Below are 16,409 nucleotides of genomic sequence, written 5' to 3'. Positions count from 1 at the left end.
CTGTTCGATATCGGTGCCTTCACCACGTTGACACCGACGCTGGGCTGGCAGCGGTATACCTTCCAGGACGGTCAGGTTTCGCACAACACCTATGAGCAATTGGCGTTGGTCCATCAATTCGGTCCAAGGGATTTTGCCAGCGTGAACTTGCGGCATGAATCCCGCACAGTGGCATCCACGTCGCTGACCGGTTACGCACCCGGATACGGCTCCGGCTATGGACTCGGCTATGGAGCCGGCTATGGAGCCGGCTATGGAGCCGGATATGGACCCGGACCCGGATCCGGCTATGGCGTGAATGTATTTTTCGTGCAGTGGACCCATCTGTTCTGAGACCGATATGTATCAGGAGTTCTACAACCTCAACGGCAAACCCTTCCAGTTGACTCCGGATGCGGGGATGCTGTTTCCCAGCAAGAGCCACAAGCGCGCCATGGCCTACCTGCTCTACGGCCTCGAGCAGGGTGAAGGTTTCGTGATGATTACGGGTGCGGTCGGCACCGGCAAGACGCTGCTGATCCAGAAGTTGCTTGAGGAAATCGCGCATCGCAACGTTGCCATGGCCAGTATCGCTTCGGCCAATCTCGGTGGAGAGGACATCCTGCCCGCCGTGGCTTCGGCGTTTGACCTGCCTTATGAAAGTCGCAGCAAAGAGGCCTTGCTGCAGCAATTGAAACAGCATCTGATTGAATTGCGTGAGAGTCATGCGCACGCGCTTCTGGTGGTGGACGAGGCGCAGACGCTGGCCCCCGCGGCGCTGGAGATGCTGCGCATCCTGTCGAATCTGGAGGTCAAGGGCCGCGCCCTGCTGCAGGTATTCCTCATTGGGCAGTCGGAACTGCGGAACCTCATCATCAACAACCGCATGGAACAGTTGCGTCAGCGTGTCATTGTCTCCCACCGGATGCAGCCATTGGGAGAGGGCGAGAGCCTGGCGTACATCATGCATCGCCTGCGTGCCGTCGGGTGGAATCATGATCCCGAACTCTCGAGCGGAATCTTTGTATCGGTTTATCGCGCCAGTTGCGGGATCCCCCGAAGGATCAATCTCATCATGGACCGGTTGCTGCTGCATGGTTACCTGGAAGAACTGCATACCCTTGACGTTTCGGCACTCACCACCGTACTCAACGAGATTCGTGAAGAGATGTCCGACATGCCTCTGACGCTGGAAGATCCCGCGTTCGCAGATCACCCGGGCCACGAAAACCGCAACATGCCAGCCGAAAAGGCAAGCCAGTCCGAGAAGGTCGAGTCCGACGTAAGCAACATATTGTTGCGGTTGATGCGCGAAACCATCCGGATTCGCAAAGTGATGTCGCTCCGGAAATCCGAGGCATCGTTCGCGGATGACAGGATGACCGGCGACGATTCGTTGCTGAGTTCCGGAAAAACCAAAGATGGCTTGGAATGAGTGCGGCACGCTTGCAATCCATGCCGATCACCAATGCCATGACGGTCGACGTGGAGGACTATTTCCAGGTTGCGGCTTTCGACAAGTGCATTCATCGCGCGGACTGGCCACGCTGGCCCGTGCGCGTCGAAGGCAATACGCGACGCGTGCTGGAGCTGTTCCAACGTCACGACGTGCATGCCACGTTCTTCGTGCTTGGCTGGGTGGCCGAACGTTTCCCATCGCTGGTGCGCGACATCAGCGCCGCAGGCCATGAAGTTGCCAGCCACGGGTACGGCCACGAGCGCCTGACCACCATCAGCCACAGCGAGTTTCGTGACGGCATCGTCCGTACCAAGCACCTGCTCGAAGACCTCACCGGAGCCGTGGTTACCGGCTACCGTGCCCCCAGCTACTCCATCGGTTCCAGCACGCTGTGGGCCTATGCGGAATTGTTGCAGGCCGGGTACCGTTACAGTTCCAGCATCGTGCCCATCCGACATGACCTTTACGGCATGCCGGAGGCGCCGCGATTTGCGTTTTACCCCGAGCGTTCCGGGCTACTGGAAATTCCGGTGACCACGGTTCGACTGTGGCAGCGCAACTGGCCCTGTGGTGGCGGTGGCTATTTCCGTTTGCTGCCCTATGCTGTGTTCAAGCGCGGTCTGGGACGTGTCAATCGCCGGGACAAGTACCCCGGGGTTTTCTATTTCCATCCGTGGGAAGTGGATCCCGATCAGCCGCGGGTGCCGGGCGTGAACCTGAAAAACAAGGTGCGTCACTATCTCAATCTGACGCGCACAGCCCCAAGGGTCGAGCGGCTGATCCAGGATTTTCGTTTTGACCGCATGGACCGCGTGTTTCTTGACCCCGAAGATGCCGACTACCCGGTGGTGGCGCTTGAGTCCGATCAATCATCGCCGCTGCAGGGAGGGGTCCAGCATGCCTGACCTTGCAGATGACTTGCGTGCTGCCCCTCAGTGCATCGTCAAGCGCCTGGAACCAGGCGACGAACGACGCTGGGATGACTTTGTGGCAGATGCTCCACAGGCCACGATTTTCCATCGTTCTGCCTGGCGTGACATCATCGAGCAGGTGCTCGGTCACCGTTGCCACTATCTGTACGTGGAACGAAACGGCGTCATCACTGGGATTCTGCCTCTTGCCGAGATACGCAGCAGACTGTTCGGTCACGCCCTGATTTCAACGCCGTTCTGTGTGTACGGCGGGGTCGTGACGAGCGACCCGGACAGCGAAGTACAGCTTTTGCAGTCGGCAAAAGTCCTTGCCGACGATCTGCGGGTCGATTATCTGGAATTGCGCAACCGCGAGTTGCGTTCACCCGCCTGGCCAGTCAAGGACCTGTACGTCAGCTTTCGCAAGGTGATCCATCCGGATCACGACGCAAACATGAAGGCGATTCCGCGCAAGCAGCGCGCCATGGTCCGCAAGGGCATTCGCGCCGACTTGCAAGCGCAGCATGGCGGCAGCATTGACGAATTTTACCGGGTCTATGCCGAGAGCGTGCGCAATCTCGGCACGCCCGTGTTGTCACGCAACTATTACATGAGATTGCAGCAGACCTTCGGCGATGATTGCGAGGTCACCGTGGTCACTCATGAAGGGCAGCCCGTGTCCGCCGTCATGAGCTTCTACTTTCGCGATGAAGTGCATCCCTATTACGGGGGCAGTGTTGCGCGAGGTCGTGACCTGGCGGCCAACGATTTCATGTACTGGGCGCTGATGCAGCGTGCGACGGAGCGCGGCGCACGGGTGTTCGACTTTGGACGCAGCAAGCAAGGCACAGGTGCCCATGACTTCAAGAAGCACTGGGGCTTCGAACCCAAGCCGCTGCCGTACGCGTATCACCTGGTGCGCGCCTCCGAGATACCCAATATCAGCCCGACCAACCGGAAATACAGCCTGTTCATCAAGGCCTGGCAGAAGCTGCCGGTGCCGGTGAGTTGCTTGCTCGGCCCATGGCTCGCGCGGGATCTCGGATAGGACATGGCGGCGACACACCCTCACCGGCCATCGGTTCTGTTTCTCTGCCATCGGCTGCCGTGGCCGCCCAGCAAGGGCGACAAGATTCGCTCGTACCATGTCTTGCGTTGGCTCGCCGAACGCTATCAAGTGTATCTGGGCACATTCGTGGACGATCCTGCTGATTGGCAATACCTCGCAGCCGTCGAGTCCTTGTGCGCCGGGGTTTGTGTCCGCCCCTTGGGCCCCTGGCGCAAGCGCTGGCGCGCACTCGCCTCCTTGATGCGGGGTGAAGCGCTCACCATCGGGGTGTACCGCGACCGCGCAATGCGAAGCTGGGTCCTACGACTTCTTGCCGAGCACGAGCTGGATCTAGTCCTGTGCTATTCGGCCGGCGTTGCGCCGTTGGTCATGCGGCACGCGCAACTGCGACGTGTGATGGATTTCGTGGATGTGGATTCCGACAAATGGCGCCAGTACGCGCAGGCTCATCGTGGTTCGAAGCGCATGATCTACCGGCGCGAGGCGCGCAAGCTGATGGCATTCGAGCACGCGATCGCCGGGCAATTCGACGCCAGCATATTCGTCTCGGAAGCCGAAGCGTCGTTTTTTCGCCAACAGATACCGGCATGGGCTGACAAGGTGCACGGTATCCCCAATGGCGTGGATACCGGGTACTGGGATCCGCACCGCACCTATCCCGATCCTTACCCGTCCGGGGAGCGGGCAGTGGTTTTTGTGGGCGCCATGGATTATCGGGCCAACGTACACGCGGCGCAGTGGTTCGCGCACGAGGTTTGGCCAAAAATTTACTCCCGGCGTCACCAAGCGTGCTTCTATATCGTGGGAAGCAACCCGACTCCGGCGGTCCGGGCGCTGGGTGAACTCGCGGGAATCAAGGTCACGGGTCGGGTCGAGGATGTACGTCCATGGCTGGCTCATGCCCATGCCGTGGCGGCACCGCTGCGGATTGCCCGTGGCATCCAGAACAAGGTCCTGGAAGCCATGGCCATGGAAAAGGTGCTCCTGGCAACACCTGAAGCCTGGGAGGGCATCGAGGATTTCGAGGGTCGCCAGGGGTGCATCAGCGATGTGCCCGAGATCATGGCGGCGGCAGCCTTGCGCTGGCTGGATGCAGCGCAAGCAGGGCGGGTCCCACCGGCGCGCGCCAAGATCCTGTCGCACTATGACTGGTCCCGCAATCTCGATATCTACGAGCATGTCCTGTGCAATTCTTCGCCCGCTACGACACCCGTAGGCGCCGTGGTGGCCTCCCTTTCGGAGGTGGAGTCATGAACCGGGCGATCGGGGCCAGATCCACCATCTTCACGCGCGTTTCCGACTGGAGGGTGGCTGTTGCCGCCTTGGCCCTCGCCATCATCGTGCTGCTGACCTGTTACTGGCAGACCGCGCTATCGCTGGTGTGGGTCTGGGACCATGATGGAACGTATCAATACGCTTTTCTCATCTATCCCTTGAGCCTGTGGTTGGCATTCAACCTGCGCCATCAAGTGCAGGCGAATTCGCCAGTACCAAGTGTCTGGGGCCTGGCAGTAGTGGCCGTACTGGTGTTTGTCTGGTACGCCGGTCACCTGCTCGATATCAATCTGCCACAGCATTTCGCGTTCGTGGCCCTGTTGCCGGCGCTGGTGCTGGCCTTTTGGGGCTGGCGGGCTCTCAGTGTGCTGGCGTTTCCACTCGCTTACCTGGTGGTGTTTGCGGTTCCCTGGGGCGATGGACTGGTGGGTCCGCTGCAGGACATCACCGCGCATATTGCGGTCCATGCATTGGATTTGACCGGCTCGCCAGCACTGCTTGATGGCCGGCAGATCGTGACGCCTATTGCGACCTGGATGGTGGCGGACGCATGCAGCGGGGTGAAGTTTTTCATCGCCTGTAGTGCTCTGGGCTGCCTGTATGCCTACCTGATGTACCAACGCTGGTGGAAGCGGGCGCTGTTCGTGTTGATGGCAACCGTGGTGCCTATCATCGCCAACGGCTTGCGGGTGTATTTCACCATCCTGATCGGCGAGACCTGGGGTTTGAAATACGCCACCGGCACGGACCATATGATTTTCGGATGGCAGTTCTTCGGAACGGTGTTGGTGCTGCTGTTGCTGGCCGGCTGGTTTTTCCGCGATCCCCCGGTGATACGAGAGCTTGCCCCCGCCCGTGGCCGCAAGCTGGCCGGGACGCGCGGCATGGTCTGGTTGGCGGCGATCGTACTGTTGCTGGCCGGTCCGGTATTGGCAGCCAAACTCGCCGCCCCTGTGCATATGGAATCGATGCATCTGACGGCTCCTGAAGTCCCGGGTTGGACGCAACGGCAAACGGGCGCAGACGACTGGACCCCGTCATTCAAGGGGGCAGCAGGGCAGATACGGGCGTCCTATCAGTCGGCCGTAAATGATGATGTGGTCGAACTGTTCCATGCCGTCTACACCGGCAAGCCGCGCCGTGGGCATACACTGATCACTTATGGCAATGACGTTTACGATCCGGCGCACGCGCAACTCCTTAGCAACGCCAGCCGGTCGCTTCATCTGGCCGATGGCCAGCATTTCACAGCCGAGGAACTGCATTTGGCTGGAGCAGCCGGTCCGCGGCTTGTCTGGTACTGGTATTGCGTGGATCGTCGCTGCACGGGCTCGAGGGTGCTGGCCAAGCTGGCGCAGGCGTGGGATGTGTTGCGCGGGTACGTACCGCAATCTTCGGTGTGGGCATTATCGTCGCCGATCGGCCAAGGTGGCCTGGCACAAGCTCGCACGAAATTGCATGCATTTGCACGTGTATTGCCTGTTACAGGTACGCCGCATGTGAAGCCACGTCCTGCTGGTTCAGGGCACAAGCCATGAGCGGCAAACCGCTGATCGTGCACGTGGTCTACCGTCTGGATACCGGTGGCATGGAGAAGGTCCTGCTGTCGGTCATCAATGCCACCAGCGATCGCTATCGACATGCAGTCATTTGTCTTGCCGGTTACGGGGCCATGCGCGATCAAATCGACGATGCCACAGTTGGCTGTGTGTCATTGAACAAGAAGCAGGGCAAGGACTGGATGCACTATGTTCGTTATTGGCGTGCGCTGCGTGCCTTCAAGCCGGACCTTGTCCAGTCCTACAACATCGGGACTCTGGATCTGGTGCCAATGTCCAAGTTGGCCGGGGTGCGCCGGATAATCCACGCAGAACATGGGCGCGATTCGACCGATCCCCAGGGAAACAATCCCAAATACCTACGGCTGCGACGTTGGCTGGCGCCGCTGATCACGCGGTACGTTGCGGTATCGCCCGACCTGCAGCGTTGGCTGATCGATCGCGTGGGCATTCGACCATCCGGGGTAGTACATATCCCGAATGGAATTGACGTGGCGAAATTCAAAGTAGCTCATGGTCGACGTGGACCGCGCAAGCTACTGGGTGATTTTGCGCCACCGGGAACCATGTTGGTGGGCAATGTTGCGCGTCTTGACAAGGTCAAGGATCACGCCTGTTTGATTTTGGCGTTCAAGATCCTGTGCGACCAACCCGGGCAAACGCATGATCATTGCCGTCTGGTCATCGCCGGGGAAGGACCGCAACGCGGAGCTTTGGAGCAACAAATTGCCCAGCTTGGACTGACGGAAAAGGTGCGGCTACTCGGCGATCGTGACGACGTGCCCAATCTGCTTGCTGAATGCGATGTGTTTGTCTTGTCCTCCATTGCCGAAGGCATGCCGCTCACGCTGCTGGAAGCCATGGCCGCCGGGCTGCCGGTGATCACGACCAACGTTGGTGGAACTGCGTCCGTGGTGGTGGCTGGCAAGACCGGGATACTGTTGCCGCCGAGTGATCCGCAGAAGTTGGCCGACGCCATCGGGGTCTATGTCAATGACGAAAAGCTGCGACACCAACACGGTGAAGCCGGCTACGCTCATGTAGTTGCGCGATTCAGCCTGGACAAGATGATGTGTGCGTATGAAACGCTGTATGACCAGTTGCTGGGTCGGGGGATCGCGCCGCGTGCACGCGGGATGTCAGGTTTGACCGACCGGGAGGTGCGCTGAGATGTGTGGTCTTGCCGGCATCGTACTGGCGCGCAGTAGCGACAGCGCGAATGAAAAAACCCTGCTCGCTATGCGCGATGCGCAACTCCATCGAGGACCCGACGAGGCTGGGCTCTACCTCGCCAAGGGCGTGGGTCTTGGACATCGACGTCTTTCCATCATTGATCTCAGCCATGGACAGCAGCCGATGGTGGATGAAGCGGCCGGCCTGGCGCTGATCTACAACGGCGAGCTGTACAACTTCCGGTCGCTCAAGGCCGAATTGGAAGCACAGGGCGTGGCCTTCACCAGTCACAGCGACACCGAGGTGCTGTTGCGCGCCTGGCAACATTGGGGCGAGGCATGCCTGAAGAAGTTGCTCGGCATGTTCGCGTTTGCGGTATGGGACATGCGCGCGGAGCGGATCTTTCTTGCCCGCGATCATATCGGTGTCAAGCCGCTTTATTACGGTTTCACGCGCGCTGGTGACCTGGTTTTCGCATCCGAACTCAAGGGGTTGATGGCGCATCCCGATGTGGAGCGCAAACTTGATCCGCAGGCGCTGGAGGATTATCTGGCATTTGGATACGTGCCGGATCCAAAAAGCATTTATCGCGGTATTTTCAAGCTTCCCCCCGGGCACTGGCTGAGCTGGCAAGCGGGCGAATCCGCTCCGACAGCCCGCAAGTATTGGGATCTGCCTTTTGAAATCGACGGCAGTGTATCCGTGGATGATGCAACTACGCGGCTTCGCGCTCTTTTGGATGATGCCGTGACAAGCCAGATGGTCTCCGACGTACCCCTGGGCGCATTTCTCTCGGGCGGTGTCGATTCTAGTGCCGTGGTGGCAAGCATGAGTCGGGTGGCGAAAGAGCCGGTCAACACCTGTTCCATTGGTTTTGACGACAGCGGTTTCGATGAAACCGCCTACGCACGGCAAGTCGCGCAACACCTGCATACGAACCACTTCGAAGAACACGTCAGTTCGCAGGATTACGATCTGCTGGATGCGCTTGCCGGCATCTACGACGAACCTTTCGCCGACAGCTCTGCGCTGCCCACCTGGCGGGTATGCCAATTGGCGCGCAAGCATGTCACGGTGGCCCTATCCGGTGATGGCGGAGACGAGAATTTCGCCGGCTACCGGCGCTACCGCTTGCATGCGTGGGAAAGCGGTCTGCGCGCCCGCTTGCCGCTTTCATTGCGAAAGCCGCTGTTCGGTTTGTTGGGCAGGATCTATCCCAAGGCCGATTGGGCTCCGCGCCCGCTGCGCGCCAAGACTACGCTGCAGGCACTTGCCCGCGATGATGTGGAAGCCTATTACCACAGCGTCAGTATCACGTCAGTGGCGATGCGCCAACGTCTCTATAGCGCGAGCTTCAAGCGCGAACTTCAGGGTTACAGCGCGCTCTCTGTGTTCCGCTCCCACGCAAAACGCGCGCCCACGGATCATCCGCTGCTGCTTGCGCAGTATCTGGACATGAAGACCTGGCTTCCCGGCGACATCCTGACCAAGGTGGACCGCGCCAGCATGGCGCACAGCCTGGAAGTCCGTGTCCCGCTGCTCGATCATCGATTGGTCGAGTGGGCATCCTCTTTGCCGCCCGGGTTGAAGCTGAAAGGTGGAACAGGCAAATATGTTCTCAAGAAAGCGCTCGAACCGGATTTACCTCACGATGTGCTCTACAGGACCAAGATGGGTTTCAGTGTGCCCTTGGCGGCGTGGTTACGTGGCCCACTCGCTAAGCGCGCTCGGGAGTCATTGCTCACCGGTGCCATCGCCGAGTGCGGATATTTCGAACAGGCTTCGCTTGATCGGTTGGTGCGTCAACATGCCAGCGGAAAGCGCGATCACAGTGCGACGCTATGGAGCCTGTTGATGCTTGATGCGTTTCTGCGCCGGATGCAGCAACCCGCTGCCGCCGCGGTTCCTGCCGGGCCGGCAAGCCGGTTGCTGGCTTCTGGGGTGCCGTCATGAACCCGTCTATTCTGCTGTTCGGGATGCCGCGTCGGGGCACGACCTTGATCGGAAAACTGTTCTACAGTCACCAGGACACGCGCTATCGCCATGAAACGGATAGTCTGCGGCGCCTGCGCCTGCCGCTGTCTCCCGAGACGCAAGTTGCGCCGCAGGACCGCGAGGAACTGGAGCACCTTGTCATCTCACTGCCACAGCTGTGCTGTCCCAAGGTGGTGGGCAAGCAGCCGTTGTTCCGCAAGAGCGACCAGCGCACCGCGCCCTTGTGCGCGTATCGTGTGGGCGTAGCTTTGGGCAAAACCGTACTCCGTGTCCGGTTCAAATTGTCTTGCGCGCACGGATCGACCGCCGGAGCCTCCGGGCATGCTCACCTGACATGGAAGTTTATCCAGTTGCCTAGGCAGCGCAGCGTGCGCATCGATGCGCTGACGGTGGCCATAGCATGACGTCAACGTCGGGCAATTGTGCCGCCGATGCCGAGAGTCTCTTCGGAGCGGATGGCAATCGCAAGATTCATCTGCTGGTATTCACCAGCCTGTATCCGAATGCTGAACAGCCTCGCCACGGTGTGTTTGTGGAGGAGCGGTTACGCCATCTGGTAGATTCTGGCCGGATTACGGCAACGGTCGTAGCGCCGGTGCCATGGTTTCCATTTCGGCACCAATGTTTTGGCCCCTACGCGACGTTCGCCAAGGTGCCCGAGCACGAGCAGCGTTACGGGATTCATATCAGTCACCCGCGGTATCCGGTGATTCCGAAACTGGGCATGAATATCGCGCCATCCCTGATGGTTCGCGCCCTTCTCCCGGTGTTCCAGAAACTGAAGGCCAGCGGGACCGACTTCGATCTGATTGATGCACACTACTTTTATCCGGACGGCGTGGCAGCAGTTAGGCTTGCCAAGGCCATGGGAAAACCGGTGGTGATCACCGCTCGCGGAAACGATGTGACATTGATACCGCACTATCGTCGACCCAGGCAGCAAATCAAATGGGCTGCAGAGAGCGCCGCTGCCGTTGTGACCGTGTCGCAGGCGCTGAAGGAAAAACTCGCAGCGCTGGGTGTGAATCCCGAGAAAATCACGGTCCTGCGCAATGGCGTTGATCTTGATCGCTTCGGGCCGCGGGATCGCACTGCGATCCGTTCCAAACTGGGCCTGAAGGGGCTCGTCTGGTTGACGGTCGGCCATCTGATCGAACGAAAGGGCGTACATATTGCGCTGACGGCACTTGCCAAGTTGCCTGACGTAACCTTGTTGATTGCGGGCCAAGGTCCCGAAGAGGCGCGCTTGCGACAGTTGGTCGCCCGTCTGGATATCGCTACGCGGGTGCGGTTCCTGGGCACCATCCCCCATGCGGAACTTTGCGACTACTACAATGCGGCCGATACCTTGGTACTCGCATCGAGTCGTGAAGGCATGCCCAACGTGGCGCTGGAGTCGTTGGCCTGTGGCACGCCGGTGCTGGCCGCACCTTTTGACGGAGTCACCGAATTACTGAGCGCGCCGGAAGCCGGTGAAATCGCCGAACATCGCACAGCCGAAGCCATGGTCTCGGCATGGTTGCGCTTGCGCGAGCGGGCGCCGGCTCGCGCGGCCACGCGTTGTCATGCGGAACAGCTTGGATGGTGGCCTGTGGTGGAAGCGCAGCAGAATTTATACGCCAGCGTAATGGATGTCTGGCATCGCAACATGCAATCGGAAGTAACACAGTGAGCGGCGGCTCAGCATGCCTGCCACAGGCCTTTGCAGGGCGGGGCGGGTTGTAACAAGGGCAGCCTGCGGCGGTTCAGAGGGACTTTGGCAACACTGGCGTTTTGAATTTTGAGCGATCGCGTACGGACAGGGAATGGACGAGTGTGAAAATCCTTTATCACCATCGTGTGGCGTCCAAAGATGGACAGTATGTTCATATCGAGGGCATGGTTTGTGCCCTGCGAAAGCTGGGGCACGAAGTCATAGTTGTTGGCCCCGAGCTCGTGAAAAAGCAAAACTTCGGTGGAGAATCCGGTTGGGTTGGCTGGATGAAGCGTTGGATACCACGCTCACTCTATGAACTGGCCGAGCTTGGCTACAGCTTGCTTGGCTATTTTCGCTTGTCTGCGGCAATTCGAGAGCACCACCCGGAGGTCGTGTATGAGCGCTATAACTTGCTCTTTCTGCCGGGCCTGTGGGTGAGGCGTCGTTATCGAGTGCCTTGGATTGTTGAAGTGAACGCGCCGTTGTTTGACGAGCGCTGTGCACATGGTGGAATCAAACTCAAGCGCCTGGCGCGTTGGAGCGAGCGATCTGTCTGGCGCGGGGCAGATCACTTGTTCACAGTCACGCACGTGCTGGCTGCGCGGATTGCCCAGGACGGAGTCGCAGCTAGGCGCGTAACGGTCACCCCGAATGGGATTCAGAGCGAGGTGTTCGAGCACCTTCCGTCACGCGAAGAGGCCAAAACTCGCCTTGGACTTGGCGGCAGGACTATTTTAGGGTTCGCGGGCTTCGTCCGGGAGTGGCATGGGCTGGAGCGCGTTCTGGAGATCATGCAAAGGATGTGCATCCCAAGTCATTTCCTGCTCGTCGGTGATGGACCGGCAAGGGCCGCACTGGAAATGCACGCACACGAGATGGGACTTGATGCAAGCATCACCTTTACTGGTGTCGTTGCCCGTACACAAGTAGTCGGATTCATCAATGCATTTGACATTGCATTGCAGCCTGATGTGGTCGCCTATGCATCGCCGCTCAAGTTGTTTGAGTATATGGCTGCGGGTTGCGCGATCGTCGCACCTGATCGACCGAATATACGTGAGATCCTGACCCATGATGTCAATGCGCTGCTGTTTGACCCAGACCAACGCGATACTTTTTTCGCCTGCGTTGACAAGCTCGGGGCTGATGCCGCATTGAGGCAGCGCCTTGGGGAAGCGGCCAGTGCGACGATCCGCGAGAGAGGTTTGACATGGGAAGGCAACGCGATGCAGGTTTTAACTTGCGCGCAGGCGCTGATTGACCGTGATGCCGCTGCTCAAACTCCCGATGTTTCGCGACGTAGTGAGCCCCGTGGGTAGAATCAGAGTGCCTGCTGTGGTTGTTGGCGCCGGCGTTAATGGCCTGGGCGTGGCGCGCAGCCTGGCACGCGCGGGGGTGCCGGTCTGGTTGCTCGAATCCAATGGGCGGTGCCCGGAAATGTACAGTCGGGCCGCGACGGCTTTGAAGATAGAATCCTTGCTTGGTGAAACACTGGTCGAAGAACTCGTGCGCCTGGGCGCTGCGCAGTTTTCCGGCTTGCGCCCGGTGTTATTCCTGACGCAGGAACAAAGTGTCAAGACAGTCTCACACCATCGCGATCGGCTGTTTCCTCTTTACCGTTTCAGCCTGCCGCTCTTGGATGTCGTCGATACATTGCTGCACAAACAGGGTTTCCAGCGCCTTGCGGAACAATTCGGCAGCCCCATTCCGCCGCTCGTACACGTTCGCACGCTCGCGGATCTGCCCGAGCTCGACAACCTGCAATACCCGGTCGTGGTCAAGCCCGGCGAGCGACATGCGGAATACGCCCAAAAGTTCAAGAAGGCTTACTTCGTGCACAGCGCTGCAGACGCTGTCGAGTTGATTCGCCGCATCCTGCCGGTGATGTCGGACATCGTGGTGCAGGAGTGGATTGAGGGGCCGGATTCAAATATTTATTTTTGTTTGCAGTCTATCGACAGGCAGGGTCAGGTTACTGGGTCATTTACGGGTCGAAAAATTCGCTCCTGGCCACCACAGGTCGGCGGCACCGCGAGCTGCATAGCGGCCCCGGAAGTCCATGGGGAGCTTTCCTGCATGACGACGCGATTTTTTCGGGACGCGGGCGTGATCGGTATGGCCAGCATGGAGTTCAAGCGCGATGAACATACACGTGAATTCCGAATGGTGGAGCCGACTATCGGTCGTACCGATTACCAGGAAGAAGTAGCAACCTTGAACGGCGTCAATTTACCGTATGCGGCCTATTGCTCAGAACTGGATTTCCCCTTGCCGGCGTCAGCAGTGACAAAGGGTCCGGTCCTATGGCGTGTAAGATCCGAAGATATGCAGTCCGCAGTCGCACAGAACCAACGGATCACGCAAGGCTATCCGAGCGGTGTTCGCGTGACCGATGCCCTGTGTCGATGGTGTGATCCGATGCCATGCCTGGTGCAAGGTTTGCAGCGTGTCCGGCGGGCACTGCACAGCCGTACCTCGAAGCTGATGCCAGAATCGAAGACGGCAAGGAGCAAGCCATGAGCGTGATCGCCCGACTTCTGCCCAGACGATTGCCGTACCGTCCGCTGGATGCTCGTCGAGGACTCGAGGCTGCAGCCGAATGGCTGGAGCGCGCACAGGATGCCAGTGGTTGCGGCGGCGTCAGCGCCCATTACGACGTGGCGAAACGCCAATGGGCAGGCGCCTATCCAGAAACCACCGGCTACATCATTCCAACCTTCTTTCGCTATGCGGATTTCTCGGGCCACCGTGAATATCGTGAACGGGCCCTGCGCATGGCGGCATGGGAATCCGATATCCAGCTGCCCGAGGGTGGTGTACGCGCCGGCACGATGGACGCAACACAGATCGTACCGACCATCTTCAACACTGGCCAGGTGCTCTTCGGTTGGTTGTCTGCCTGGCAGCAGACGCAGCAGGCGCGCTTTCGCGACTCGGCTGTGCGCGCGGCCGATTGGCTGGTCGCTGCCCAGGATCCGGATGGCGCCTGGCGGCGCTTCGCTTCGCCGTTTGCCGCGCATGCCCTGAATACCTACAACACGCGAGTGGCCTTCGCGCTGGCCCAAGCCGGTCAGGTCCTTGCGGAGTCACGCTATCTGGATGCGGCTGTGCGCAATGTGCAGTGGGCGCTCACCCAGATGCGTGCCAATGGCTGGCTGGAGAACAATGATCTGGAAGACAACGATCGACCGCTCACACATACCATCGCCTACGCAACCCGCGGCATGCTGGAAGTCGGTTTGATCGCTACGGACGGTACTTTTGTGGATGCTGCTGCGCGCATAGCACGATCCGTGGCGCAGTCACAGCGCCGCGACGGAGCCTTGCCCGGGCGGCTGGACTCCGCCTGGCGTCCGGCAAGCCGTTGGACCTGTATGACCGGTAATGCGCAAATGGCCATCATATGGCATCGTCTGGCGGCGGTAACCGGCGACGCCTCCTGGACAACGTCGGCGGAAAACGCCGTCCGCTTCAATCTTTCGATACAGAATCTGACTACCATCGAGAGCGGGGTCCGCGGTGGAATACCGGGCTCCCATCCACTGAAAGGTGGCTACATGAAAAACCGTTATCCGAACTGGGCAGCGAAGTTCTTCATGGATGCGCTCATGCTGCAACTCGCAAAGGACTAGCAACATGCGCGATATCGGCCTGGCCTTGTTCATCTTTGGAATGATCCCCTTCATCTTGATACGTCCTTATGTCGGTCTGCTTGTGTGGTCCTGGCTCGGCTACATGAACCCCAATCGGCTGTGTTACGGCTTTGCCTACAACTTTCCCTGGGTGGAACTGATCGCCATCGTCACGATTGCAAGCCTATTGTTAAGCAAGGAGAGCAAGCGGATCCCGTGGTCGGCGATCAGCGTAATGCTGGTGATGTTCCTGCTCTGGACAGGGCTGGCCACTTTCTTTGCCGCAGTGCCGGATTCAGCGTGGGAAAAATGGATGGAATTTGCCAAAATCCTGATCATGGTGTTCGTAACGTTGATACTGGTCAATAACCGTGAGCGCATGCATTTGCTGGTATGGATGATCGTGGTTTCGCTTGGATTTTATGGCTTCAAGGGCGGCGTGTTCACGATTCTCCGCGGTGGTGCCAGCCATGTTTTCGGCCCTCCCGCAAGTTTCATTGCAGACAACAATGCGTTGGCACTTGCGTTATGCATGACGCTGCCGCTGATGCGTTATTTGCAGCTGCATTCATCCAGCAAATTTGTGCGCACTGGCTTGAGCTTCGGCATGTTGCTCACCGGTATCGCCGTGCTGGGGACGTATTCACGCGGCGGCCTGATTGCCTTGACCATCGTGGCTGGCGCCTTGTTCCTGAAGAGCCGACGCCGTGTGGGGATCGTGTTGATTGTGCTTGCGTTGGGCATGGTAGCTGGGCACTTCATGCCACCGAAATGGATCGCACGCATGGATACGCTGCATCATGCAACCGAGACTGGTTCGGGCGAGTCTCGGATACAGTCATGGGAGTTTTCGGCGAACGTGGCACTGCATCATCCATTTTTTGGGGGTGGATTCAACGTTTACCAAAGCCGTGCCATGTGGGCCCAATACGGGCCCGAAGGTGCTCACCAAATTGCGGTACACAGCATTTATTTTCGGGTTCTGGGCGAACAGGGTTTTCCGGGGCTGATCCTGTTTTTGGCATTGCTTGCCGCCAGCTGGCGTAGCTGCAGCCAGGTAAGAAAAATGACCCGCGACCTTTCGGGTTTCAAGTGGGCCTACGATCTTGCCTCCATGTTGCAGGTAGCGCTGCTGGCGTACATGGCAGCAGGCGCATTCCTGCCCATGACCTACTTTGACCTGACTTATCAGCTGATGGCGCTTTGCGCGATTCTGCGACTGCATGTGGCTGGAAGCGTGATGCAGTCATCCGTAGAATCCAATGGCCGCGCTCAAGTGCTTGCCGGACACTCACACACGAGCCAGGCAGCTTCGGGATAAGCACGTGAAGAAGGTTCTGATGACTGCATTCCATTTTCATCCTGACCCGATGGTTTCGGCCATGTAAGAAGAATGGTATTCGCTCCCCATTTCCCGATCTTGGTGAAATGGACTTACCCCGATCCGTAGACACTTCGGACCCTCACGACGAGGCCTTCTCGAAGGCCTCGGGACTGACGCCGCCAAGATGGCTGTGTCGACGGGTTCGATTGTAGAACGCCTCGATGTAATCGAAGATGTCAGCACGGGCCAGGTCACGGGTTTTATAGACGCGTTTCTTGATGCGCTCCTTTTTCAAGCTGGAGAAGAACGACTCGACCACCGCGTTATCCCAACAGTT

Annotated in this window: 14 protein-coding genes and 1 pseudogene; 14 read left to right on the top strand and 1 reads right to left on the bottom strand. The window is 59.0% G+C overall.

Annotated elements, in window-relative coordinates:
• The 14 genes and pseudogenes from PF446_RS04925 to PF446_RS04860 form a co-directional block, all read left to right on the top strand.
• A pseudogene (locus PF446_RS04925) lies at positions 1-333 on the top strand (hypothetical protein); the annotation flags it as partial.
• Positions 334-433: 100 nt separating this feature from the next.
• A complete protein-coding gene (locus tag PF446_RS04920; RefSeq protein WP_298070134.1) occupies positions 434-1,414 on the top strand; it encodes an AAA family ATPase in 981 nt (326 codons plus the stop codon).
• Positions 1,411-2,343 (top strand): XrtA system polysaccharide deacetylase, encoded by a 933-nt coding sequence (locus PF446_RS04915; RefSeq protein ID WP_298070133.1) that lies wholly within the window; start codon positions 1,411-1,413, stop codon positions 2,341-2,343. The genes PF446_RS04920 and PF446_RS04915 overlap by 4 nt, the downstream gene beginning before the upstream one ends.
• Positions 2,336-3,397 carry a FemAB family XrtA/PEP-CTERM system-associated protein gene (locus PF446_RS04910; RefSeq protein ID WP_298070132.1) on the top strand — a complete coding sequence of 354 codons (1,062 nt, stop codon included), beginning with the start codon at positions 2,336-2,338 and terminating at the stop codon, positions 3,395-3,397. The genes PF446_RS04915 and PF446_RS04910 overlap by 8 nt, the downstream gene beginning before the upstream one ends.
• A 3-nt stretch (positions 3,398-3,400) precedes the next feature.
• Entirely contained in the window at positions 3,401-4,672 is a 1,272-nt protein-coding gene (locus PF446_RS04905) for a TIGR03087 family PEP-CTERM/XrtA system glycosyltransferase (protein WP_298070131.1), read from the top strand.
• Positions 4,669-6,231, top strand: coding sequence for an exosortase A (xrtA, locus tag PF446_RS04900; RefSeq protein ID WP_298070130.1), 1,563 nt, complete (start codon positions 4,669-4,671; stop codon positions 6,229-6,231). The genes PF446_RS04905 and xrtA overlap by 4 nt, the downstream gene beginning before the upstream one ends.
• Positions 6,228-7,421, top strand: a complete 1,194-nt coding sequence (locus PF446_RS04895) for a TIGR03088 family PEP-CTERM/XrtA system glycosyltransferase (protein ID WP_298070129.1) — start codon at positions 6,228-6,230, stop codon at positions 7,419-7,421. Before xrtA ends, PF446_RS04895 begins: the two co-directional genes overlap by 4 nt.
• Before the next feature lies 1 nt (position 7,422).
• The gene (locus tag PF446_RS04890) at positions 7,423-9,378 is read left to right on the top strand and encodes an XrtA/PEP-CTERM system amidotransferase (RefSeq protein ID WP_298070128.1); all 1,956 of its coding nucleotides are present in this window, start codon (positions 7,423-7,425) and stop codon (positions 9,376-9,378) included.
• Positions 9,375-9,824 carry a hypothetical protein gene (locus tag PF446_RS04885; RefSeq protein WP_298070127.1) on the top strand — a complete coding sequence of 150 codons (450 nt, stop codon included), beginning with the start codon at positions 9,375-9,377 and terminating at the stop codon, positions 9,822-9,824. The genes PF446_RS04890 and PF446_RS04885 overlap by 4 nt, the downstream gene beginning before the upstream one ends.
• 122 nt (positions 9,825-9,946) lie before the next feature.
• Positions 9,947-11,092 (top strand): glycosyltransferase family 4 protein, encoded by a 1,146-nt coding sequence (locus PF446_RS04880; protein WP_298070126.1) that lies wholly within the window; start codon positions 9,947-9,949, stop codon positions 11,090-11,092.
• Between the two features lie 143 nt (positions 11,093-11,235).
• Entirely contained in the window at positions 11,236-12,435 is a 1,200-nt protein-coding gene (locus PF446_RS04875) for a glycosyltransferase family 4 protein (RefSeq protein ID WP_298070125.1), read from the top strand.
• On the top strand, positions 12,383-13,636 hold the full coding sequence (locus PF446_RS04870; RefSeq protein ID WP_298070124.1) for an FAD-dependent oxidoreductase: 1,254 nt from the start codon (positions 12,383-12,385) through the stop codon (positions 13,634-13,636). Before PF446_RS04875 ends, PF446_RS04870 begins: the two co-directional genes overlap by 53 nt.
• Positions 13,633-14,748 carry a hypothetical protein gene (locus tag PF446_RS04865; protein WP_298070123.1) on the top strand — a complete coding sequence of 372 codons (1,116 nt, stop codon included), beginning with the start codon at positions 13,633-13,635 and terminating at the stop codon, positions 14,746-14,748. Before PF446_RS04870 ends, PF446_RS04865 begins: the two co-directional genes overlap by 4 nt.
• Positions 14,749-14,752: 4 nt before the next feature.
• The gene (locus PF446_RS04860) at positions 14,753-16,069 is read left to right on the top strand and encodes a putative O-glycosylation ligase, exosortase A system-associated (RefSeq protein ID WP_298070122.1); all 1,317 of its coding nucleotides are present in this window, start codon (positions 14,753-14,755) and stop codon (positions 16,067-16,069) included.
• A 142-nt stretch (positions 16,070-16,211) separates the two neighbouring features.
• Here the strand turns inward: PF446_RS04860 and PF446_RS04855 are convergent.
• The coding region (locus PF446_RS04855; RefSeq protein ID WP_298070121.1) for an IS3 family transposase at positions 16,212-16,409 on the bottom strand (198 nt) is incomplete at its 5' end.

Source organism: Oleiagrimonas sp., assembly GCF_027858935.1.
Classification (GTDB): domain Bacteria; phylum Pseudomonadota; class Gammaproteobacteria; order Xanthomonadales; family Rhodanobacteraceae; genus Oleiagrimonas.
This window is presented reverse-complemented; position numbering and strand designations above follow the sequence as displayed.